The following is a 22,091-nucleotide window of genomic DNA, read 5'->3' on the forward strand; positions in this document are numbered from 1 at the left end:
AGGAGCAAATACTCGCCGTGCGCAAAGCGCCTCGTCCCCTCGTTGATGTTCTGAGATCGGATCAGAACAAACTCAAGAGTTTACGCAGGCATGCATCATTCCTGCAACAAACCCAGGCGGCGGTCGACGCCGGTCTGCCGGCGGCAGCGCGGGGCCACGTGCGGGTGGCGGACTGCAACGACCAGCGCCTGGTGCTGCTGGTCGACAATGGTGCCTGGGCAACACGGCTGCGCTTCGAGCAGGATGCCATCCGGCGATCGGTGGCCGCCCGGCTAAAGCGCGGCATCCCCGATCTGGAAATCCGGATCCGGCCGTCCGCCGCCGAAGTGATATCGGGCAACCGTCGGCCGCGTCACATGAGTGAGTCGGCTCGGCAGCTGCTGATCACCTGTGCGGATTACGTCGACAACCCGGCGCTGACCCGGGCGCTGAAGCGTCTGGCCCGCGCCGGACGCCGCTAGTAGCGGGGTAGAGGGCCCGGGGTCAGGCCGCCGCCACCGGGCGCGCATTGACGTAGGAGATCGGCGCTTCCTCCATGTCCGGGAAGGTGACCTCCTCCCAGGCGCCGTGGTCGGCCATGAGCGCCCGCAGCAGCTTGTTGTTCAGGCCGTGGCCCGACTTGAAGCCGGTGAAGCTGCCGATCAGACCGCAGCCCAGCAGGTAGAGATCGCCGATCGCGTCGAGAATCTTGTGGCGCACGAATTCGTTGTCGTAGCGCAGGCCGTCGGCGTTGAGTACCCGGTAGTCATCCAGCACCACAGCATTGTCCATGCTGCCGCCGCGCGCCAGGTTGTTGGCCCGCAGGAATTCGATATCGCGCATGAAGCCGAACGTGCGGGCCCGCGACACCTCCTTGACGAACGAGGTCGTCGAGAAATCCACGCTGGCCGACTGCGTGTCGGCATCGAAGGCGGGATGGTCGAACTCGATCCCGAAGCTGACCTTGAACCCCTCGAACGGATCGAAACGAGCCCATTTGTCGTCTTCGGCAACCTGCACCGGCCGCTTGATGCGAATGAAGCGTTTGGCGGCGTCCAGCTCCTGGATGCCGGCGGACTGGATCAGGAACACGAAGGGGCCGGCGCTGCCATCCATGATCGGCACTTCGTCGGCCGATAGTTCGACCACCGCGTTATCGATGCCAAGCCCGGCCATTGCGGACAGCAGGTGTTCCACGGTCGACACGCGCATGCCATTGTCGGTCAGGGTCGTGGCGAGCGTGGTCTCGCCCACCTTGAGCGCGTCGGCCCGCAGTTCGCGGACCGGCGTCAGATCGGTACGGCGGAACACGATGCCGTGATCGGCGGGTGCCGGACGCAGCGTCATGTATACCTTGTGACCGGTGTGAAGCCCCACGCCGGTGGCGCGGATCGGGTTCTTGAGTGTCCGTTGTCTCAGCATCGACGCTGTTCCTCTTTTCCTTGCGGCATTCAGGCTGTCAACCGCTTGTCATGTACAGCGTCGATAATGGACGCTGGAGAATGAACGCTTGCTGAACGCCGGCGCCACGCTGAAAAATGCTGCAGTGAACAATACGCGGCGCCCAACAGGATATCACAGTGACCCAAACACGGGCGGATGCGGGGCACGGCCGCCCGCACCCGCCCGCCGGCAACATCAGTCTGCCTGGTTGCGCAGGAATGCCGGCACATCCAGGTAATCCATATCCACGGCCGCGTTCTGGTCGTGGCGCTGACGCGGGGCCTGACGGATGACCGTCGGGGTATCCAGCTCCTCGTAACGAACCTGACCACCGGTGTCACGCTTGAGTGCCCGGATGGAATCACGGCCGGTCAGCTGAGCCTGTTTGCCGAGCCCGGTCGCCACCACCGTCACGCACAGCTCGTCACCCATGCTGGCATCGACCGCGGTACCCACAATCACTTCCGCGTTCTCCGAGGTCATTTCCATGACCACCTCGTTGACCAGCTGGAACTCGTTGATACTCAGGTTATCGTCACCGGTGACGTTCACCAGCAACCCCTCGGCGCCGTGCAGGTTGAGATCATCCAGCAATGGCGAGGCAAGCGCTGCTTCCGCGGCCTGACGAGCGCGATCATCGCCCACCGCCGTGGCCCGGCCCATCATCGCCATGCCCTGGACCGACATCACCTTGCGCACGTCGGCAAAGTCGACGTTGATCAGACCCGGTCGGGTGATCAGGTCGGAAATGCCCTGGACCGCGTTATGCAGCACATCGTTGGCGGCCTTGAACGCCGAGCGCAGCGTGGTGCCCTTGCCCAGCACCGTGAGGAGCTTCTCGTTGGGAATGACGATCAGCGAATCGACGTACTCCTGCAGCTGCTCGATCCCCTGCCGGGCGATTTCCATGCGCTTGCCCCGCTCGAAGGGAAACGGCTTGGTAACCACCGCCAGCGTGAGGATATCCAGTTCGCGGGCGATTTCCGCCACCACCGGCGCCGCGCCGGTGCCGGTACCGCCGCCCATGCCACAGGTAATGAACAGCATGTCAGCACCCTCGATCGCCTCCCGAATGCGGTCACGATCCTCCTCGGCCGCCTGTCGGCCGATCACCGGGTCCGCACCAGCACCCAGGCCACGGGTCACGTTGACCCCGAGCTGCACCAGGGTATCCGCCTGGCAGGATTCCAGGTGCTGGGCATCGGTATTGGCGCAGATGAAATCCACCCCTTCAATACCGCCGTTGACCATCTGATTGACGGTATTGGAACCGCCGCCTCCGACGCCGATCACCTTGATGATGGCCTTGTCGGTCCTTTCGTCAGCGAATTCGAACACTTCACTCATGATCCATCCTCCAGTTGCCGTGCCGTCCCGTCGCCGGGACGCTTGATCCGGTTGCCCGGACTCAAACCGTTGCGTTACCTAAAAATTTCCCTGGAACCACGCCTTCATGCGTGACCAGGCCTGTTGAAAGCCCTGATTGCCGAAATGACCGCCACTCAGGGGCTGATACCCCGTGACGGGCTTCGTACCGAACTGCAGCAGCCCCACGCCGGTGGCGTGGATGGGGTTCCTGACCACGTCGGTCAGCCCCTTGACCCGCTGCGGCACCCCCAATCGAACCGGCATGTGGAAGACCTCCTCGGCAAGGTCCACCAGGCCCTCCATCTTTGCGGAGCCGCCGGTTATCACCACCCCGCCGGCGATCACGTCGTCGTAACCGCTGCGGGTGAGTTCCTTGTGAATGAGCATGAACAGCTCTTCGTAACGAGGCTTGATTACCTCGGCCAGCGTGTAGCGCGACAGCCGCCGCGGCGGGCGTTCGCCCACGCTGGGCACTTCGATGGCGTCGTCTTCCTCGATCAGTTCGGGTAGCGCACAGCCGTAGCGAATCTTGATCCCCTCGGCGTGCTGCGTCGGGGTGCGCAGGGCCACCGCGATGTCGTTGGTGACTTGGTCGCCGGCGATCGGAATCACTGCCGTGTGACGGATCGCACCGTTGACGAACACCGCGATGTCGGAGGTGCCGCCGCCGATGTCCACCATGCAGACGCCCAGATCCTTTTCATCGTCGTTGAGCACCGCCTCGGCCGAGGCAAGCTGTTCCAGTGACAGCTTCGACACTTCCAGCCCGCAGCGGGCCACGCATTTCTGGATGTTCTGCGCCGAGGTCACCGCCCCGGTGACCATGTGGACCTTGACCTCCAGGCGCACGCCGGACATGCCCACCGGCTCCTGGATGCCCTCGTTGTCATCCACCGCAAATTCCTGGGGCAGCATGTGCAGGATCTTCTGGTCGGCCGGAATGGCCACCGCGCAGGCGGCGTCGATAACGCGCTCGATGTCGGCCTCGGTGACCTCCTTGCTGCGTACCGCCACGATGCCGTGGGAGTTGATCGACTTCACGTGGGCGCCGGAGATGCCGCAGTGCACGGACTGGATCCGGCAGCCGGCCATCAATTCGGCTTCTTCCACCGCGCGGCGAATCGACTGGGTGGTGGCCTCGATGTTGACCACCATGCCCTTCTTCATGCCCTTGGACGGCTGGCTGCCCATGCCGATCAATTCGAGTTCACCGTGCTCGTCGTACTCCGCGACGATGCAGGCAACCTTCGAGGTGCCGATATCCAGCCCGACGACGAGATTCTTCTCAGGCCGCTTGCTCATTATCTGTCTCGCTGTCATTGGCCGGGGCGGCGCGATTGCCGCCCACGGCAAAACCATCCGCGTAACGCAGATCCACATAACCGGCGGTTTCCAGCGCGGCGCCCAGGGCGCTCGGCGCATGCCGGGCAAACCGGGTCAGCCGGTCCCGGACCGCATCCCGGCCCAGGCGCAGTTCCAGGCCGTTGGCCAGCCACGCGGTCCAGCCGCCACGGCGATCCAGCGCCAGCCGGCCGATGCGCATGTCGGTGCCAGCCAGAATCGCCTGCAGTGCAGGCAGTTCGGCCAGCAACTCGCGGGCGCTGCCGTCCGGCCCGTGCACGATCGGCAGACCGGCCGGCACCTGATCCGCCGGCAACTCGAACCGCTGCCCCTCGGCATCGATCAGCTGGTCTTCGCCCCAGCGGGCGACGGGCCGGTACTCGGCCACCCGCACCACCACGCTGTCCGGCCAGCGCCGGTGGACCGTGACCTCGGCGATCCAGGGCAATGCCCGGATGGCATCGCCCAGCGCCGCCGCATCCAGCTCGTAGAAACCGCGGGTCATGTAGGGCGCCGCGGCGTCCACCAGCGCGGCATCCGTGGTGTGCGCCAGATCACCCACCACGATCATGCGGTGCGCCTGGCGCTGATCGGGCGTCAGACCCTGCCAGGTACAGGCCGCGATCGCGGCGCTCGTCGCCAGCATCACCAGCGGCGTGAGCAGGCGCTTGCGTTCAGTTCGCATCGTCATGCTCCTCCAGGCTCAGGGCCAGAATGCGTTCCACCAGACTTTCGAAATCGATGCCGGCGGCCGCCGCACTCATCGGCACCAGGCTGTGCGAGGTCATGCCGGGCACCGTGTTGATCTCCAGAAACCAGGGCTGGCCGTCGTCATCCAGCATGAAATCGACGCGGCCCCAGCCACGGGCACCGGTGGCACGGAAGGCGTCCAGACACAGGGCGGCCAGGCGCTGTTCCTCATCCGGGGCCAGGCCGCAGGGGCAGTGGTAATGGGTGGTATCGGCCTCGTACTTGGCGTGGAAGTCGTAGAACGCGCCCGCCGATTCGATCCGCAGCAGCGGCAACACCCGGTCGCCAAGCACGGCGGCGGTGTATTCGCCGCCGTCCACGAAGCGTTCCGCCAGCACCGATTCGCCATAGCGGGACGCCGCCTGCCAGGCGGCATGCAGCTGATCCGGCGCGTCCACCCGGGACATGCCGATGCTCGATCCCTCGGTGGCCGGTTTGACGAAGATGGGCAGGCCGATATCGGCAATCAGCGTGTCGGCGTCGGTATCCGAGCTCAGCAGACGGTGGGCGGGCGTCGGGATACCACTCGCCGCCCACAACGCCTTGCAGCGGGCCTTGTCCATGGCCAGGGCCGAGGCAAGCACGCCGCTGCCGGTATAGGGCAGCCCCTGCACTTCGAGCACCGCCTGGGCGATACCGTCTTCCCCGCCGGTGCCGTGAAGGGCAATCCAGGCACAGTTGAAACCTTCATCGGCCAGATGCAGCAGCCGGGCCCGGTCCACGTCCACCCCGTGGGCATCGATACCACGCGCCTGCAGCGCGGCCAGCACGGCCCGGCCGGACTGCAGGGAAATCTCCCGCTCGGCGGACCAGCCCCCCATCAGCACCGCCACCTTGCCGAACCGGCCGCTCATGGTGCGTCTCCGATACGGTGGCTGGCCGCCATCCCGGCGGCCACGGCGCCGATGTCGCCGGCACCCAGGGTCAGAATCACGTCGTTATCGGCGACCACCCCGGTCAGCACGTCGGGCAGATCGTGCACATCGGCCACGAATACCGGGTTGACCCGCCCACGGGCCCGCACGCCGCGTGCCAGCGCCCGGCCGTCGGCGTCGGCAATCCGCGCCTCACCGGCGGGATAGACGTCGCACAGCACCAGCACATCCAGGCCGGCCAGCACTTCGCAGAAATCCTCGAACAGATCCCGCGTACGGGTGAACCGATGCGGCTGAAACACCACCACCAACCGGCGCTCCGGCCAGGCGGCGCGTACGGCCTGAAGAATGCTGCTCAGCTCGCGGGGGTGGTGGCCGTAATCGTCGACCAGCAGGCAGCGCTGGCCGGTCAGCGCAATTTCGCCCAGCACCTCGCAGCGGCGACCGATGCCGGCGAAACCGGACAGCGCGCGCTGGATCGCGCTCATGTCCACACCCAGCTCGCGGGCCACCGCGGCGGCTGCCAGGGCGTTGAGCACGTTGTGGCGACCGGGCAGGTTCAGATGCACCGGCCAGCTTTCCTCACGATCGCGCACGCGCAGATCGAAACGGGTACCCGGGCCCTCGGTCACCAGATTGTCGGCCCGCAGATCCGCTTCCTGATCGATGCCGTAGGTCAGCACCGGCCGGCCGACCCGCGGCAGCATCTCGCGAACCACCGGATCGTCGACGCAGACCACTGCCAGCCCGTAGAACGGCAGATGGTGGATGAACTCCACGAAGGTATCGATCAGCTTGGCGAAATCGCCCTCGTAGGCTTCCAGGTGATCGGCGTCGATATTGGTCACCACCGCCAGCATCGGGGTCAGGAACAGGAACGAGGCATCCGACTCGTCCGCCTCGGCCACGATGTAGGGGCTTTCTCCCAGTCGGGCATTGGTGCCCGCGCCCAGCACCTTGCCGCCCACGATGAAGGTCGGATCGAGCCCGCCCTCGGCCAGCACCGACGCCACCAGACTGGTGGTGGTGGTCTTGCCGTGGGTACCGGCCACTGCGATGCCGTAGCGGAACCGCATCAGCTCGGCGAGCATCTCGGCCCGCGGCACTACCGGAATCAACCGGTCGCGGGCTGCGACAACCTCCGGGTTGTCCGCCGACACCGCGGACGAGGTCACCACCACATCGGCGCCGGCCGCGTTGGCGGCATCATGGCCGATGCGGATGGCGGCTCCCCGCTCGGTCAGCCGCCGGGTGGCGGCGCCTTCGCGAATGTCGCTGCCCGACACCGTGTAACCGAGATTGAGCAGCACCTCGGCGATGCCGGCCATGCCCACGCCGCCGATGCCGACGAAATGCACCGTCTGCACCCGGCGCATGGGCCGTTCACTCAGCGGCTGGAAGGTGGTGGGGGCTGCGTTCATCGCCGCACCTCCGCCAGGGACAGACAGGCGGCCGTGATGTCAGCGGTGGCATCGGGCCAGGCCGCGGCATGCGCCGCCTCGGCCATCGCCAGCAGACGGGGCCGGTCGCCGATCAGCTCGCCCAGCAGCTGCGCCAACCGGGCAGGATCGAGGTCCCGCTGCTGCACCAGCACCGCGGCATCACGCCGGGTCAGATAGGTGCCGTTCACGGTCTGGTGATCGTCGACCGCATGGGGATAGGGAATCAGAATGGCGCCCAGACCGGCCGCGGCCAGTTCAGCTACCGTGAGCGCACCGGCGCGGCAGATCACCAGATCCGCCCAGGCATAGGCCTCGGCCATGTCCTCGATGAACGGACTGACCTCCGCCGCCACCGCGTGCTCGGCGTAGGCCGCCTGCGCCCGGTCGACCGTACGACCCGCCTGATGCCGCACCACCGGACGCTGGTCGGCCGGCAGCCGGGCCAGCGCCGCCGGCAGCATTTCGTTAATTGCCAGGGCCCCGCCGCTGCCGCCGAGCGCCAGCAGGCGAACCGCCCCGCTGCGCTGACCAAAACGCTGCGCCGGTGCCGGCAGCGCGAGGATGTCGCCGCGCACCGGATTGCCCACGACGCGGGCACCGGGCAACGCGCCGGGGAAGGCCTGCAGACGGGTCCGCGCCAATCGCGCAAGCACGCGATTGGTCAACCCGGCCGCGGCGTTCTGTTCATGCACCAGTAGCGGCCGGCGCAGCAGCCAGGCGGCCAACCCACCGGGGCCGGACACGAAACCGCCCATACCGACCACCAGTTGCGGCGCCACCCGGCGCACCAGCTGCAGGGCCTGCCACACGGCCCGCATCAGCTGCCACGGCGCGCCCAGCCAGGTGCGCCATCCCTTGCCGCGCAATCCGGACACGCCGATCCACTCCATCCGATACCCGGCGGCCGGCACCACCCGCGACTCCAGCCCCGCCCGGGTGCCCATCCACACCACCTCGGCACCGCGCTCGCGCAGGGCATCGGCCACGGCCAGTGCGGGGAATACATGTCCCCCGGTGCCACCGGCCATCATCAGAACCCGCGGCCCGTTCATCGCGCTGCCGCCCGGCCGGCGGCGCCGGCCTCCAGGTCCACTCTCAGCAGCAGGGCCACCAGCACGCACATCACGACCAGGCTGGAGCCGCCATAGCTCATCAACGGCAGCGTCAGGCCCTTGGTGGGCAGCATGCCCATGTTCACCGCAATATTGATGAACGCCTGCAGGACCATCCAGCTGGACAGCGCAAAGGCCAGGAACGCCCCGAACAGCATGCCCGCGTCCATTGCCCGCCGGCCGATCGCGAACGCCCGCCACACGAACAGCGTGAACAGCGCGATCACTGCCAGCGACCCGATCAGCCCGAACTCCTCGGCGAGGATGGCGAACAGGAAATCGGTATGGGTCTCGGGCAGGTACAACAGCTTCTGGACGCTGTTGCCAAGCCCCACGCCGACCACCTCGCCCCGACCAATGGCAATCAGCGACTGGGTCAGCTGAAAACCGCTGGCATAGGGGTGTGCCCAGGGGTCGGTAAAACTGATCAGCCGCGCCACCCGGTAGGGCGACGACAGCGCCGCCATCACCAGCAGCCCCCCGGCCGTTCCGGCCAGAACCAGCAGATGCGACAGCCGGGCGCCGGCCAGAAACATCAGGATGCCGGTCACCGCGAATAGCACCGCGCAGGCGCCGTAATCCGGTTCGATCAATAGCAGCAGGCAGGCCAGCCCGATCGGCAGCACCGGCCGCAGGAGGCCGGCGAAACTGGTGCGCAGCTCCACCTGCTGCCGCACGGCATAACCGGCCAGGTACAGCAGCAGGCCCAGCCTTGCCGGCTCGGATACCTGGACCGACACCACGCCCAGATCGATCCAGCGACGGGCACCGTTGACCTCGTGGCCGATCCCCGGAATCAGCACCAGCAGAAGCATCCCCATGGACACCGCCAGCAGATTGAAACTGTTGGCCTGCCAGATACGCAGCGGCACATGCAGAACCACGAACCCCAGACCCAGGCCGATCAGCGCGTACACCGCCTGGCGGTAGAAGAAATGCAGCGGTTCATCCGCCAGCCGGTCGGCCACCGCCACCGAGGCCGAGCCCACCATCACCAGACCCAGACCCAGCAGCAACGCGACCGTGGTGGCGAACCAGGCATCCACCGAACCGGCCGGCAGCCGCCATGCGACGTTCGGGCGCAGATTCATGCCGCCAGCCTCCGCACGCCGGCCATGAAGCGCTCGCCGCGGTCCTCGTAGCCCCGGAACTGGTCGAAGCTGGCGCAACCGGGCGACAGCAGGACCGTGTCCCCCGGCTCGGCCACGCCGGCGGCACGATCGATCGCCTCATCCAGCCCCGGCACCTGCTCGATCGCCACGTGGTCGCGCAGCGCGTCGGCAATACGCGCTGCATCGACACCGAACAGGATCGCCAACCGGCCCTTGCGCGACATCACCGGCCCCACCGGCGTGAAATCCCCGCCCTTGGCCTGGCCGCCGGCCAGCAGCAGAATCGGGCCCGGCAGGCCGTCCAGCGAGGCCAGCATGGCGCCCACATTGGTGCCCTTGGAGTCGTTGACCCAGTCCACCCCGTTAACCGAGGCCACGAACTGGCAGCGGTGCGGCAGCCCGGGAAATCGTTGCAGGGCCTCGCGCATGGCAGCGTCGGGCAATCCGACCGCCTCGCCCAGCGCCAGCGCGGCCAGGGCGTTGCACAGGTTGTGGCGGCCGCGCAGCGGCAGGTCGGCCGCGGCCAGGAACGCCTGATCCCCGCGGCAGATGATCGGCGCTGCGGCCGGTCCGTCCAGATGCCAGTCACCGGCCCGGTCACCGATCACCACGCGCCGGCCCGACGTGGCCATGGCGGCAACCCGAGCATCGTCCCCGTTGACCACGGACACCGTCGCCCGCCGGAAGATGCGGGCCTTGATCCCCGCGTAGTCTTCAATGTCGGCATGCCGGTCCATGTGATCGGCGCTGACGTTGAGCACCGTCGCCGCGGCGGGCGCCAGGCTTTCAACCAGCGCCAGCTGGAAGCTCGACAGCTCCAGCACGAATAGTTCGGCGCCCTCGTCGAGCAGGTCCAGAGCGGGCCGGCCGAAATTGCCGCCGACGGCCACCTGCCGACCAGCCGCCTCGGCCATTTCCGCCACCAGCGCGGTGACCGTCGACTTGCCGTTGGAGCCGGTGATGGCGATCACAGACTGAACTCGGGCCTCGGGAGTCGCCGGCTGGAGCGCACGGGCGAACAACTCGATGTCGCCGATGATCGGAATACCGGCGGCCCGGACCTCATGCAGGAAAGGCTCGTCCAGCGACACGCCGGGACTGACCACGACCTCGGCAAGCTGGTCCAGAGGCAGCGGCGACGCAAAGGCGCCGAAGCTGTTCGGGACGTCGGCCAGGCTCTCCAGATCCGGCGCCCTGGGCGGCTGCGAACGGCTGTCGGTCACCGCGAACGGCATGCCCGCTCGCAACAAATATCGCGCCACGGACAGTCCGGTGGCCCCCATGCCCACGATCAGACGCGCCCCATTCGGCGTCCCGAGTTCCGAGTCCCGAGTCGCGCTACTCATCGGATCTTCAACGTGGACAAACCGATCAGGACCAGCACCAGGGTGATGATCCAGAAGCGCACGATGATCTTGGGCTCGGCCCAGCCCTTGAGTTCGAAGTGATGATGCAGCGGCGCCATGCGGAACATGCGCCGGCCGGTCAGCTTGAAACTGGCCACCTGCAGAATCACCGACACGGTTTCGGCGACAAAGATGCCACCCATCACCACCAGCACGATTTCCTGGCGCACGATAACGGCGACGATGCCCAGCGCGGCCCCCAGGGCCAGTGCGCCGACGTCGCCCATGAACACCTGCGCCGGATAGGTGTTGAACCACAGGAATCCGAGGCCCGCGCCACCGATGGCGGTGCAGAAGATGGCCAGTTCCCCGACCCCCTCGATGTAGTGGAAGCCCAGGTAATTCGAGAATTCGGTATGCCCGGTGACGTAAGCGAAGACACCCAGCGCCGAGGCCACCATCACGCAGGGCATGATCGCCAGGCCATCGAGGCCGTCGGTCAGATTCACCGCGTTGCTTGACCCGACCACCACCAGGTAGGTCCACAGGATGTAGCCGGCTCCCAGCGGGATCGCCACATCCTTGAGCATGGGGATCAATACACTTGTCTCGGCCCCGGTTTCCGCGCCGGCATATACCCACAGCGCTGCCGCCAGCCCGATCACGCTCTGCCAGCCGTACTTGGTCAACGCCGACAGGCCCCGGCTGTTTCCCACCTTGAGCTTGAGATAATCGTCGACGAAACCGACCGCCCCGAAAGCCGCGGTCACGAATATCGCCACCCACACCCACTGATTCGACAGATCGGCCCACAGCAGCGTGGCCACCAGCACCGCGAACAGGATCAGCGTGCCCCCCATGGTCGGGGTGCCGGCCTTGATCAGGTGCGACTCGGGTCCGTCCTCGCGAATCTGCTGGCCGATCTGACGCACGGTCAGGTGGCGGATCATCCACGGGCCCGCGACAAAGCTGAACACCATGGCCGTCAGCACCCCGAGAATCCCGCGGAAGGTCAGGAACTGGAATACGCGGAAACCGCTGTAGTACTGCTCCAGAAATTCGGCCAGGTGCATCAGCATCCGACACCTGCCCCGGCCGGCTCAGCCGCGTCGTTGCAGATCAGCGCCTCGACCACCTGTTCCATGCCGGCCGAGCGCGACCCCTTCACCAGCACAGTCACGTCGGCTGACAGCCCATCGGCGACATCCCGCACCAGGGCCTCGCGCTCCTCGTAATGTCGGGCACCATCACCGAACGTCCCGGCCGCCAGGGCGCTGTGGCGGCCGATGGTGAACAAACGCCGCACCCCGGCCTTGCGGGCCAGGCGTCCGGCTTCGGCATGGCGTTTGTCGGTGGCATCGCCGAGTTCGGCCATGTCGCCAAGCACCAGCCAGGCCTGCCCGGTGCCCGCGGTCAACACCTCGATGGCAGCGGCCAGCGAATCCGGATTGGCGTTGTAGCTATCGTCGATCAGGGTGGCGCCGCCGGTGGCGGAACGAGCACGGAGTCGTCCCGCCACCGGCGGCACCGCGGCCAGACCGGCCGCAATCGCTGCCACGGGCGTACCCACCGCGGCGGCGGCCGCGGCGGCTGCCAACGCGTTGGCAACGTTGTGCCGGCCGGCCAGCGGCAGGGTCACCGCCGCCTCCCCATCGGGCGCGGTCAGCACGAAGCGCATACCGTTGGCCTCGGTGGCCACGTCATGCGCGCGCACCTCGGTCTTCCCCCGAAGACCGAAGCGCAGCTGCCGGCGATCGCCGGCCAGCTCCCCCCACAAATCGGCATAGGCATCATCGGCGTTGATCACCGCGATGCCGTCGGCTGCCAGGTCGGCGAACAGTTCGCCCTTGGCGCGGGCCACCCCCTCGCGGGAGCCGAAGCCCTCCAAGTGCGCATCCCCGGCGTTGGTAATCAGCCCGACGTTCGGGCGGGCCAGCCGGGTCAGCAATGCGATCTCGCCGGGATGGTTGGCCCCCATCTCGACCACCGCGAAGTCGTGCTCGGCACCCAGCTCGAGCAGCGTCAACGGCACACCGATGTGATTGTTCAAATTGCCCCGGGTCGCCAGCACCCGGCCGCTCTGGCCCAGAATCGCCGCCAGCATGGTCTTGACGGTGGTCTTGCCATTGCTGCCGGTCACGGCCAGCACCGGCGCGTTGCTGCGCAACCGCCAGGCCGCGGCCAGACGCTGCAGTGCCGCCAGGGTATCCCCGACCACGATCTGGGCCGGGCCGCCGTCGACCTCGCGCGCCACCAGCGCCGCGCCGGCCGCCAGGGTAGCGGCGCGCCGCACGAACTCGTGGCCATCGTGATGCTCACCGCGCAGGGCGACGAACAGACACCGGGGCGCCAGCCGCCGGGTGTCGGTGGAAACCCCCTCTACCCAGGCGTCCTCCCCGACCAGACGGCCGTTGACCAGGGTGGCGACTTCGCTGAGCCGGAGCTTCATGCCGCCTCCAGCACGCGACGGGCGGCCAGACGGTCATCGAAAGGCCGCCGTTCATCGCCGATCTGCTGATCGGTTTCATGGCCCTTGCCGGCGATCAGCACGGCATCATTCGGTCCAGCCGCGGCAATCGCCTCGGCGATGGCCAGCGCGCGGTCACGCTGTACGGTCACCGCGGCATCCCCGGGCATCCCCGAGACGATGGCCCGCACGATGGCGTCGCCATCTTCATGGCGGGGGTTGTCGTCGGTCACCCAGACCCAGTCCGCAAGCCGGGCCGCGGCCGCTCCCATCAACGGGCGCTTGCCCGCATCACGATTGCCGCCGCAGCCGAACACGCAGTGCAGCCGGCCATCAACATGCTCACCCAGGGCGCGAAGCGCGTGCTCAAGCGCCGCCGCGGTGTGGGCATAGTCAACCACCACCAACGGGCCCTGGCCCGGGGCGTCGACCACTTCCATGCGGCCGGGCACGGTCTGCAGCGCGGCCAGCGCCGACACCGCCCGCTCGGGGGCAACGCCGTCGACCAGCAGCACCGACAGCACCGCCAGCAGGTTGTAGGCGTTGAAACGACCGAGCAGCCCGCTTTCCACCCGCAGGCGACCCCAGCTGCTGTCTACTTCCACCACCAGGCCGCCCGGTCGGGTCAGCACGTCGGTGGCAAAAACATGCAGCCCGGTGATCGGCGGGGTATGCGGCATCAGGCCGTATGCCACCGAGCCACCGCGTTCAGCCATGTCGGCGAACCAGGCCGCGCCGGTGGCATCGTCGATATTCAGAATGACGTGATCGAGCCCGGCAAACTCGAACAGCCGCCGCTTGGCGGCGACGTAGGCCTCCACGCTGCCGTGATAGTCGAGGTGATCGCGGCCCAGGTTGGTAAGCACGGCGATGTCGATGTCGGTGCCATCGACCCGGCACTGGTCCAGCGCATGCGATGACACTTCCAGCGCCACAGCCTCCGCCCGCGCGGCCGCCAGCCGGGCCAGCCAACCCTGCAGCGATACCGCATCCGGCGTGGTGTGAGTGGGCGCCGCCAGCGCATCCAGCCAGCCGTAACCAAGCGTGCCCAGATAGCCGCTGATGCGACCAAGATGCATCAACGCCTGCGTGAGCAGATGGGTGCCCGAGGTCTTGCCGTCGGTGCCGGTGACGCCGACCACCAGCATGCTGGCCGACGGATTGCCGTGGAAGCGCGACGCGATCTCGCCCACATGCCGATGCAGATCGGTCACCCGGATGGCCGGCACCGTCACGGTCGGTGGCTGATCGCCATCCCAGAGTACGGCAACCGCACCGCGGGCCAGCGCATCATCGATGTATGCCATCCCGTGCCGCTTGCCCCCGCCACAGGCCAGGAACAGGTCACCGGGAGACACCTGCCGGCTGTCCGTGGCCAGACCGGTCACCGCCAGTTCGTCAACCGGGGGCTCACCCAGCCCGGCCAGCAGCCGGTCCAGCCGCATCGGTGCCGGCTGCAGCGCGACCAGGCTCATGACTTGGACTCCGGTTCGGCCGCGGCGTCGGCAGTCAGGGTCGCCGGGTTGTCCGGCGGCACGCGCAGAATGCGCAGCGCCTCCCGCATGATGTTGGAAAAGGCCGGCGCGGCCACCAGCCCACCGTAGTAGTCCCCGCTGCCGGGCTCATCGACCATTATCAGCGTGACCAGCGCCGGGTCATCGGCCGGCGCCATGCCCACGAACAGGGACTGGTGACTGGCGGCGTCGTAGCCCGCGCCTTCGACCTTGCGCACCGTGCCGGTCTTGCCGACCACGCGGTAGCCGGGCACCGCGGCCCGCCCGGCCGTGCCTTCCGCGGACACGACGTCGCCGAGCAGATCGCGCACCTTGGCGGCGGCGTCAGCCGAAATCACCTGCCTGGGCGCGGCCTGCCAGTCATCCTCGCCGGCCAGGGTCAGCCGCAGATCCCGAAGCCGGCCATCGTCCGCCAGTGCCGCATAGGCCCGGATCAGCTGCAGCGCCGTGACCGACACCCCGTAGCCATAGGCCGCGGTGGCGGTGGTGACATCATCCCAGCGGGCGAAATTGCGGAGCACACCATAGCGCTCGCCCGGGAAGCGAACGCCGCTGATGGTGCCGAAACCGTAGTCGTTGTAGACCTGCCAGAGCCGTTCCGGCCCCAACTTCAATCCCACCTTGGCCGCGCCCACGTTGCTGGACTTGGTCAGCAGCCGACGCAGATCGACATCGCCGTAGTCGCGGAAGTCACGAACCGTCAGGCGACCCACGCGAAAGCGCCCGCCCTCGGTATCGATCACGCTGTCGCGCGTGAACGCGCCGGCATCCAGCGCTCGCGAGATCAACAGCGGCTTGAAGGTGGAACCGGGCTCGAACGTGTCGGTGACGGCCCGATGCCGCAACGTCCCGGTCGGGATCGATTCGCGGCTGTTCGGATTGAAACTGGGAAAGGACACCATGGCCAGGATTTCGCCCGTTTCCGGGTCGGCCATCACCGCCACGCCGGCACTGGCCTGGTGTTCCAGCACTGCCGCCTTGAGCTCGCGGTAGGCCAGCGCCTGCAGACGCAGATCCACGGTCAGCCGCACATCGCCACCGGGATCGGGCGGGGTGAACTCGGCCAGATCCTCCACCACCCGACCGACACGGTCCTTGATCACGCGGCGGCTGCCGGGCGCGCCATCGAGTTCATCGTCCAGCGCCAGCTCGATGCCCTCCTGGCCGCGACCGTCGATGTCGGTCAGCCCCACCAGCTGGGCGGTGGATTCACCGCCCGGGTAGTACCGCCGGTACTCGCGCTGCAGGAACACGCCCGGGGCACCCACCGCCATCACCCGCTGGGCATGGGCCGGACTCAGCTGGCGCTGCAGATACAGGAACTGACGTTCGCGATAATTTTCCAGACGGTCACGAAGTTCCGCCGTGCTGTAGTCCAGTTCGCCCGCCAGCGCGGACAGTCGCCCGGGATCCTCCAGTAGCGCCGCCGGCACCGCCCAGACGGATTCCGTGGGTGCTGAAAGGGCCAGCGGCGCACCGCGGCGGTCGCGGATGGCGCCGCGGACCGCCGGCACTTCCATCGTCCGCAGATGCCGCTTGGCGCCCTCCTCGTTGAGGAATTCCTGATCCAGCACCTGCAGCTCGAACGCCCGGGCCCCCAGCATCACGGCAAACACGCCGAACAGCCCGAGCATCGCGCGGGCCCGCCAGGCCGGCGGCGGCTCCAGCTTGTGATTGCGGCGCCGCGACCGGTTCACGGCTGTGCCTCGATCAGTTCGAAGTGACGCGGCACTTGCATGTCCAACTGTTCCCGCGCCATGCGAGCGACCCGGTCCGGATTGGCCCAGGCGCTTTCCTCCAGCTGCAGCTGTGACCATTCCGTGCGCAGGCGATCACGCTCCACCCGCAGCACCTGCAACTCCGACTGCAGCTCCCGCGACTGGTGCTTGGCCTCGATCACGGCCACCGAGCTGGCCAGCGCAACACCGCCCAGCACTGTCAGTAGTACGGCCCGCCGCCCGGTCATGAGCGCCGCCGTTCCGCGATCCGCAACACGGCGCTGCGGGCACGGGGGTTGGCCGCCACTTCCGCGGCGTCCGGTCGCCGGGGCTTGCCCACCAGCGCGAAGCCGGGCTCGGGCTCGGCCGCCATGGGTACCGGTGGTGGCGGCGGATGCGCCTCGGCCCGCATGAACCGCTTGACGATGCGGTCCTCCAGCGAATGAAAGCTGATCACCGCCAGCCGACCGCCATCGGCAAGCGCGGCCGGGCAGGCGTCCAGGGCCGCCTGAAGCGCGCCCAGCTCGTCGTTGACCTGGATACGCAGCGCCTGAAACGTGCGCGTGGCGGGATGAATCCGGCTGCCGGCGGCAATCCGGGCCGGGGTGGCATCGGCCACGATCGCGGCCAGCCGGTCGGTTGTGTCAATGGGGGCATGCTCGCGGGCGGTCACGATGGCCCGGGCGATGCGCCCGGCCAGCTTCTCCTCCCCGTAGCGACGCAGAACACCCGCGATGTCACCCAGATCCGCCCGCGCCAGCCACTCGGCCGCGCTTTCACCCGTGTCGGGATCCATGCGCATGTCCAGCGGGCCACCGTGGCGGAAGGAAAACCCGCGGCTGGCGTCGTCCACCTGCGGCGAGGACAGCCCCAGATCGAACAGAATGCCGTCGACCCGGCCGGTCAGACCGGCGTCCGCGATCACCGCGCCGAGGCGGTCGAAGCCCGTGCGGCGAAACTGAAAAAGGGGCTCGCGCCCCCAGCTGCGTTCGGCGTGGGCCTGGGCATCCGGGTCGCGATCCACCGCCAGCAACCGGCCCTGACCGCCCAGACGCTCGAGAATGGCACCGGTGTGGCCACCGCGCCCGTAGGTGGCATCCACGTAGACGCCGCCCGGCCGCACGAACAACGCGTCGACCGCGGCGTCCAGCAACACCGAGGCGTGAGGCCGGTCATTCATCGCCCATGCTCGCGCCATCTCCCTGTTCCCGATGGCCCCGTGGCCACACCCGGTCAAAGCGGTAGATCCTGCAGCGCATCGGGCAGCGCGCCCGCCGCCGCCTGCGCAGCCAGCTCGTCGCAACTGGCGTCGTTTCGCGCCTGCCAATCGTCTTCTGCCCAGAGTTCGAAAAGATTGCCCACGCCCATCAGCACGGCGCGGGAGTCGATGCCGGCAAACCCGCGCAACGGGCTCGGCAACAGCAGTCGTCCCTGCTTGTCCATTTCCAGGTCACGCGCATTGCCCAGCAGGAATCGCTGGATGTCGCGCACCTTGGGATTGAGTCCACCGCGGCTGAGCAGCTCGCTTTCGAAGGCCTGGAACTGCGGCTGCGGGTAGATCAGAAGACAACGATCCCAGTGCTGGGTGACCACAATCCGACCGCCGCAAGCATCCCGAATCGGCTGACGGTAAGCCGATGGAATGGCGAAGCGTCCCTTCGCGTCGACGGTGACTGGACTGGAACCCCTGAACACGGTGCTGGCTCCCTGAAGCGGCGTTCCACTTCAAACCACTTTTTGCCCTTAATCGCCACTATAGGCACCTCCGAATTCCCGTGTCAAGGAAAAGTGACACCTGCTTCAGGGTAAAAACGTCGGTGAAACAGATGCTTAGAAGACAAGCCCGAGAGTGGCATGATGTGGGGCGAAAAATCGTCACATGGACAGCCGTTTAAGGCCGATTGATGACCGACGACATCAATCGCTACCGTCGGCAAGCGTCCGCATGACGGGGCGGCGTTCGATAGTCGCCAACGGGGTGGCGGGAACGCCGGGTAACAGGCTTGCGCGCCTGACATACGGTTTATCCTCGCCAGAAACAGACTGGCTGCGGCGTGGGCCCATCGCTCGGAAGGGCGGACCGCTTGCGGCTTCTACCGTTTGCCCCAGAAGCGATGAGGTGTGGTGGCGCGGGGCGAATTCGGGCGTCGGCGGATTGCTACCTTCCCGGCGACCCTCTTTCGGTTTCTCCCGCTTGCGGGAGAAAGGACGGGGTGCGGTGCGAGACGAATTCCGGCGTCGGCGGGTTGCTCCCTTCCCGGCTTCCCTCTTTCGATTTCTCCCGCTCGCGGGAGAAAAGACGGGGTGCGGTGCCGCTTGCGCGGCACCGCCATTCGTTATGGGAGTCGGCCTGTAAGCCGGGTTCTGTCTGGGACAGTCATTCGTCTGGGACGGATGTCGCCATCCGCCTCTAGCGACCTACCCGGGAGCCGTACGGGCCGCACGATGCTCCCCTATTCGGTCTTGCTCCGGGTGGGGTTTACCCTGCCACGAACCGTTGCCGGCCGCGCGGTGCGCTCTTACCGCACCTTTTCACCCTTGCCTGATCCCGCTTGCGCGGGCCATCGGCGGTATGTTTTCTGTGGCACTTTCCGTAGGCTCGCGCCCCCCAGGCGTTACCTGGCACCCTGCCCTATGGAGCCCGGACTTTCCTCCGTCGCCGTTGCCGGCGACCGCGACTGTCCAGCCGACTCCACCGCCATGTTAGCCGATCGCGCCGTCACTCGGGGGTATCGCGCAGCGCCAGCGCCAGGTCGTAGAGCTGATTGCGGGGCATACCGGTCAGACGCGCCGTGCTGCGGGCCGCCTGCGTCACCGGCATCGACCGCAGCAGTTCACGCAGGATGCGCTCCGGGGTCAACCCCGCGGTCTCGGCCGGCGGCGGCGCGTCCGACCCGCCGATGACCAGCACGAACTCCCCACGCCGACGCTGATCATCCGCCTGCAGCCAGTCCACCAGCTCGCCGGCCGGCAGGGTCACGGTCTGTTCATGCAGCTTGGTGAGCTCCCGGGCGAGCGTGACCGGTCGTTCGCTGCCCAGCTCGGTGACGATATCGGCCACGGTGGCGGCCACCCGATGACTGGACTCGTAGCAGATCAGCGTGCGCGGCTCGCCCGCCAGCTCCCCGAGCCGACGCCGCCGGGCGGTGGCTCGGGACGGCAGAAAGCCCTCGAACACGAAGCGGTCGGTGGGCAGACCGCTCACCGAGAGCGCCGCGATGGCCGCACAGGGCCCCGGCAGCGCTTCCACCCGGTGACCAGCGTCGCGCACCGCCCGAACCAGCACGAAACCGGGGTCGCTGATCAGCGGCGTGCCGGCATCGCAGATCAGGGCGATTCTCGCCCCCGCCTCGAGGCGCCCCAGTAGCTGCGTCACCCGCTGTGACTCGTTGTGCTCATGCAGCGAGAGCATGGGCACGTCGGCCGAGATCGAATCCATCAGGCGGCGGCTGTGGCGGGTATCCTCCGCCGCCACCAGATCCACCGTGCGCAGCACCTCGGCCGCCCGCGTCGACAGGTCCCCGAGATTCCCGATCGGGGTGGCGACGATGTAGAGGCAGGCGGTCTGGGTCACGGAACGGGCAGCCGGTGGCATGGATTCTTGCGGAAAACGCTACTATGGTAGCGCCCGGCATCGACCACTGCCCGCTTGCGGGCCGACCTGGCATCGATGTGACCCGCCGCCATCGCAGGAACAGGCCCCGATGATCGCAATCCCGACTTTCTTCACGCGCTGGCTGCCGCTGATACCGGCCGCATTCATCCTCGCCGGCTGCGCCGCTCTACCGACCGGCGGTGATCGCGGCGGCCCGGTGGACCGTGCCGCGGCAGCCGCTTCCCGCGGCGAGCCGTCACAGGCCTCGGTTCTGTATGAACAGGCGGCACAGGCGGCCAGTGAGCCCCGGCGGAGTCCGCTGTACCTGCGGGCCGCCGAGGCCGCGGTGGAAGCGGGCGACGGCGCGCGGGCGCAGCAGATGCTGAATCAGGTCAACGCCAACAGCCTCGGGGCCGACGACGAGGCCCGCCTGGTTTCGGTGGAACTGCGCGCCGAAGTGGCCGGCCTGTCCCCGGCCGAAGCACTGGACCGCATTTCGCCCCCCTCCGCCGGCGCGTCACCACTGGTGGCGGCCCGCACCTGGTCATTGCGCGCGGAGCTGTTGTTCGAGGCGGGGCGTACTATCGACGGCGTCCACGCCCTGGTTCAGCGCAGCGTGTGGCTGCTGGAGCCACGCGCGATACGCCGCAACGATGAACGCATCTGGGAGCGTCTGCGGGCGGCGCAATCGCCGGCACAGGACCGTGCCGCCCTGGCCGCGGCCGACGCCATCACCCGTGGCTGGGTGGAACTGGCCGGCATCGCCGGTCAGGTCACGCCCGATCGCGACACGCTCACCCGCGACCTGCAGGCCTGGGAACAGCGTCACCCCGGGCATCCGGCCACCCGCCACATCCTGCCCGAGCAGCTGGGCTATCAGCCGATGTCGCCGGACATGCCCGGCGCCGGCGGACGCGGCGCCCGGGTAGTGGGCCTGGCGCTGCCGCTTTCCGGGCAGTTCGAAGGCGCCGCCGGCGCCGTGCGGGACGGCTTTCTCGCCGGTTATTACGAGGAGTCCGCGCCGCGGGCGGATGTCCGCATCTACGACACCAATCGGCAACGCAATGTGGCCGCGACGATTGACCAGGCCCGCGCCGACGGTGTCGGCATCCTGGTCGGACCGCTGGGCAAGGCGCAGGTTGCCGATCTCACCGGCGTGCCGCAGCTGCCGATGCCGGTGCTGGCGCTGAATTACCAGGACAACGCCGATCAGTTCCCCGGCTTCTATCAGTTCGGTCTCGCGCCCGAGGACGAAGCCCGGGCGGTTGCCGACCGCGCCGCCGCCGAGGGCTGGCGCCGCGCCATCGCGCTGGTGCCGGACGGCGACTGGGGCCAGCGGGTGCTGGGTGCCTTCGAGGAGGCGTTCTATTACGCGGGTGGTGATCTGGTGGATTACGCCACCTACGACACCTCGCAGAACGACCACGCCGAGCCGATCAAGCGGGTGCTCAGGTATACCGGTGTGCGCGAGGGACAGGCCCGCGAGGTTGCTACCAATGCTGATGGCGAACCGGTTGAGCAGGGCCGGCGCCAGGACGTGGACTTCGTGTTTCTGGCCGCCCAGCCCAACCACGCGCGGCTGATCCGCACTCAGCTGCGCTTCTACCGGGCCACGAGCCTGCCGGTGCTGGCCACCTCCCACGCCTATACCGGCCAGGTCGACCCGGACCGCGATATCGATCTGAACGGCCTGATGTTCGCCGACATGCCCTGGGTGCTGGCACGCGACGATGTCCCCCGGCTGAGCGCAATCGCCGAACGCTGGCCGGATGATGCCGACCGCTATCCGCGCCTGTTCGCCATGGGGCTGGATGCCTGGCGACTGGCGGCTCGCATCCGGGCCGGGGAAATGCGGGCGGGCGACCTGTTTGAGGGTGCGACCGGCGCGTTGTATCTGGAGCCCGACGGTCAGATCCGTCGCCGCCTGAACTGGGGCGAATTCAGCCGCGGCAAGCCCACGCCGATCGAGCCGGCACGGCCGGAAAACGGGTTCATCCCGCTGGACGCCGGGCAGAGCGGCAGCTGATTC

The 22,091-nt window shown here is 67.9% G+C and carries 19 protein-coding genes and 1 other RNA gene; 2 read left to right on the forward strand and 18 right to left on the reverse strand.

The window, feature by feature from the left end:
* The first annotated feature begins 17 nt into the window (after positions 1–17).
* Complete coding sequence (locus tag RM531_RS06270; protein WP_311658108.1) at positions 18–461, forward strand: DUF721 domain-containing protein; 444 nt, start codon at positions 18–20, stop codon at positions 459–461.
* Between the two features lie 22 nt (positions 462–483).
* Here RM531_RS06270 and lpxC read toward each other — a convergent pair whose 3' ends face one another.
* From lpxC to rsmI, 18 genes are all read right to left on the reverse strand, one after another.
* Complete coding sequence (lpxC, locus tag RM531_RS06275) at positions 484–1,401, reverse strand: UDP-3-O-acyl-N-acetylglucosamine deacetylase (RefSeq protein WP_311658109.1); 918 nt, start codon at positions 1,399–1,401, stop codon at positions 484–486.
* 216 nt (positions 1,402–1,617) lie between these two features.
* Positions 1,618–2,769 carry a cell division protein FtsZ gene (ftsZ, locus tag RM531_RS06280; protein WP_349255399.1) on the reverse strand — a complete coding sequence of 384 codons (1,152 nt, stop codon included), beginning with the start codon at positions 2,767–2,769 and terminating at the stop codon, positions 1,618–1,620.
* Between the two features lie 78 nt (positions 2,770–2,847).
* Positions 2,848–4,092 carry a cell division protein FtsA gene (ftsA, locus tag RM531_RS06285; RefSeq protein ID WP_311658111.1) on the reverse strand — a complete coding sequence of 415 codons (1,245 nt, stop codon included), beginning with the start codon at positions 4,090–4,092 and terminating at the stop codon, positions 2,848–2,850.
* A complete protein-coding gene (locus tag RM531_RS06290) occupies positions 4,076–4,816 on the reverse strand; it encodes a cell division protein FtsQ/DivIB (protein ID WP_311658113.1) in 741 nt (246 codons plus the stop codon). The genes ftsA and RM531_RS06290 overlap by 17 nt, the downstream gene beginning before the upstream one ends.
* Complete coding sequence (locus RM531_RS06295; protein WP_311658116.1) at positions 4,806–5,735, reverse strand: D-alanine--D-alanine ligase; 930 nt, start codon at positions 5,733–5,735, stop codon at positions 4,806–4,808. The genes RM531_RS06290 and RM531_RS06295 overlap by 11 nt, the downstream gene beginning before the upstream one ends.
* A complete protein-coding gene (gene murC / locus RM531_RS06300) occupies positions 5,732–7,177 on the reverse strand; it encodes a UDP-N-acetylmuramate--L-alanine ligase (protein ID WP_311658117.1) in 1,446 nt (481 codons plus the stop codon). Before murC ends, RM531_RS06295 begins: the two co-directional genes overlap by 4 nt.
* The gene (gene murG / locus RM531_RS06305; protein WP_311658119.1) at positions 7,174–8,250 is read right to left on the reverse strand and encodes an undecaprenyldiphospho-muramoylpentapeptide beta-N-acetylglucosaminyltransferase; all 1,077 of its coding nucleotides are present in this window, start codon (positions 8,248–8,250) and stop codon (positions 7,174–7,176) included. The genes murC and murG overlap by 4 nt, the downstream gene beginning before the upstream one ends.
* Positions 8,247–9,401 carry a putative lipid II flippase FtsW gene (gene ftsW, locus RM531_RS06310; RefSeq protein ID WP_311658121.1) on the reverse strand — a complete coding sequence of 385 codons (1,155 nt, stop codon included), beginning with the start codon at positions 9,399–9,401 and terminating at the stop codon, positions 8,247–8,249. Before ftsW ends, murG begins: the two co-directional genes overlap by 4 nt.
* Complete coding sequence (gene murD, locus RM531_RS06315) at positions 9,398–10,768, reverse strand: UDP-N-acetylmuramoyl-L-alanine--D-glutamate ligase (RefSeq protein WP_311658123.1); 1,371 nt, start codon at positions 10,766–10,768, stop codon at positions 9,398–9,400. Before murD ends, ftsW begins: the two co-directional genes overlap by 4 nt.
* Positions 10,765–11,847, reverse strand: coding sequence for a phospho-N-acetylmuramoyl-pentapeptide-transferase (mraY, locus tag RM531_RS06320; RefSeq protein WP_311658124.1), 1,083 nt, complete (start codon positions 11,845–11,847; stop codon positions 10,765–10,767). Before mraY ends, murD begins: the two co-directional genes overlap by 4 nt.
* The gene (locus RM531_RS06325; RefSeq protein ID WP_311658125.1) at positions 11,841–13,217 is read right to left on the reverse strand and encodes a UDP-N-acetylmuramoyl-tripeptide--D-alanyl-D-alanine ligase; all 1,377 of its coding nucleotides are present in this window, start codon (positions 13,215–13,217) and stop codon (positions 11,841–11,843) included. Before RM531_RS06325 ends, mraY begins: the two co-directional genes overlap by 7 nt.
* Positions 13,214–14,710: a UDP-N-acetylmuramoyl-L-alanyl-D-glutamate--2,6-diaminopimelate ligase gene (locus tag RM531_RS06330; RefSeq protein ID WP_311658127.1), complete on the reverse strand. Its 1,497-nt coding sequence runs from the start codon at positions 14,708–14,710 to the stop codon at positions 13,214–13,216. Before RM531_RS06330 ends, RM531_RS06325 begins: the two co-directional genes overlap by 4 nt.
* Positions 14,707–16,446 (reverse strand): peptidoglycan D,D-transpeptidase FtsI family protein, encoded by a 1,740-nt coding sequence (locus RM531_RS06335; RefSeq protein WP_311658129.1) that lies wholly within the window; start codon positions 16,444–16,446, stop codon positions 14,707–14,709. The genes RM531_RS06330 and RM531_RS06335 overlap by 4 nt, the downstream gene beginning before the upstream one ends.
* Positions 16,443–16,715, reverse strand: a complete 273-nt coding sequence (ftsL, locus tag RM531_RS06340) for a cell division protein FtsL (RefSeq protein WP_311658131.1) — start codon at positions 16,713–16,715, stop codon at positions 16,443–16,445. The genes RM531_RS06335 and ftsL overlap by 4 nt, the downstream gene beginning before the upstream one ends.
* Positions 16,712–17,647 (reverse strand): 16S rRNA (cytosine(1402)-N(4))-methyltransferase RsmH, encoded by a 936-nt coding sequence (gene rsmH / locus RM531_RS06345; RefSeq protein WP_311658133.1) that lies wholly within the window; start codon positions 17,645–17,647, stop codon positions 16,712–16,714. Before rsmH ends, ftsL begins: the two co-directional genes overlap by 4 nt.
* A 53-nt stretch (positions 17,648–17,700) precedes the next feature.
* The gene (mraZ, locus tag RM531_RS06350) at positions 17,701–18,162 is read right to left on the reverse strand and encodes a division/cell wall cluster transcriptional repressor MraZ (protein ID WP_311651591.1); all 462 of its coding nucleotides are present in this window, start codon (positions 18,160–18,162) and stop codon (positions 17,701–17,703) included.
* Positions 18,163–18,804: 642 nt separating this feature from the next.
* An RNA gene (rnpB, locus tag RM531_RS06355) (RNase P RNA component class A) lies at positions 18,805–19,161 on the reverse strand.
* Positions 19,162–19,186: 25 nt separating this feature from the next.
* Positions 19,187–20,041: a 16S rRNA (cytidine(1402)-2'-O)-methyltransferase gene (rsmI, locus tag RM531_RS06360; RefSeq protein ID WP_311658134.1), complete on the reverse strand. Its 855-nt coding sequence runs from the start codon at positions 20,039–20,041 to the stop codon at positions 19,187–19,189.
* A 130-nt stretch (positions 20,042–20,171) separates the two neighbouring features.
* Between rsmI and RM531_RS06365 the strand changes: the two genes are divergently transcribed.
* Positions 20,172–22,088 carry a penicillin-binding protein activator gene (locus RM531_RS06365; protein WP_311658135.1) on the forward strand — a complete coding sequence of 639 codons (1,917 nt, stop codon included), beginning with the start codon at positions 20,172–20,174 and terminating at the stop codon, positions 22,086–22,088.
* The last annotated feature ends 3 nt before the right edge of the window (positions 22,089–22,091 follow it).

It is taken from the genome of Spectribacter acetivorans (assembly GCF_031846305.1).
In the GTDB taxonomy this organism is placed as follows: domain Bacteria; phylum Pseudomonadota; class Gammaproteobacteria; order Nevskiales; family Salinisphaeraceae; genus Spectribacter; species Spectribacter acetivorans.

Bases quoted from the DNA above. Each gene is read 5' to 3' on its own strand.
- RM531_RS06365 (WP_311658135.1), top strand. From the start codon at position 20,172: ATGATCGCAATCCCGACTTTCTTCACGCGCTGGCTGCCGCTGATACCG.
- ftsL (WP_311658131.1), bottom strand. From the start codon at position 16,715: ATGACCGGGCGGCGGGCCGTACTACTGACAGTGCTGGGCGGTGTTGCG.
- RM531_RS06325 (WP_311658125.1), bottom strand. From the start codon at position 13,217: ATGAAGCTCCGGCTCAGCGAAGTCGCCACCCTGGTCAACGGCCGTCTG.
- RM531_RS06330 (WP_311658127.1), bottom strand. From the start codon at position 14,710: ATGAGCCTGGTCGCGCTGCAGCCGGCACCGATGCGGCTGGACCGGCTG.
- rsmH (WP_311658133.1), bottom strand. From the start codon at position 17,647: ATGAATGACCGGCCTCACGCCTCGGTGTTGCTGGACGCCGCGGTCGAC.
- lpxC (WP_311658109.1), bottom strand. From the start codon at position 1,401: ATGCTGAGACAACGGACACTCAAGAACCCGATCCGCGCCACCGGCGTG.
- murG (WP_311658119.1), bottom strand. From the start codon at position 8,250: ATGAACGGGCCGCGGGTTCTGATGATGGCCGGTGGCACCGGGGGACAT.
- RM531_RS06295 (WP_311658116.1), bottom strand. From the start codon at position 5,735: ATGAGCGGCCGGTTCGGCAAGGTGGCGGTGCTGATGGGGGGCTGGTCC.
- murD (WP_311658123.1), bottom strand. From the start codon at position 10,768: ATGAGTAGCGCGACTCGGGACTCGGAACTCGGGACGCCGAATGGGGCG.
- murC (WP_311658117.1), bottom strand. From the start codon at position 7,177: ATGAACGCAGCCCCCACCACCTTCCAGCCGCTGAGTGAACGGCCCATG.
- ftsW (WP_311658121.1), bottom strand. From the start codon at position 9,401: ATGAATCTGCGCCCGAACGTCGCATGGCGGCTGCCGGCCGGTTCGGTG.
- ftsA (WP_311658111.1), bottom strand. From the start codon at position 4,092: ATGAGCAAGCGGCCTGAGAAGAATCTCGTCGTCGGGCTGGATATCGGC.
- mraY (WP_311658124.1), bottom strand. From the start codon at position 11,847: ATGCTGATGCACCTGGCCGAATTTCTGGAGCAGTACTACAGCGGTTTC.
- ftsZ (WP_349255399.1), bottom strand. From the start codon at position 2,769: ATGAGTGAAGTGTTCGAATTCGCTGACGAAAGGACCGACAAGGCCATC.
- RM531_RS06290 (WP_311658113.1), bottom strand. From the start codon at position 4,816: ATGCGAACTGAACGCAAGCGCCTGCTCACGCCGCTGGTGATGCTGGCG.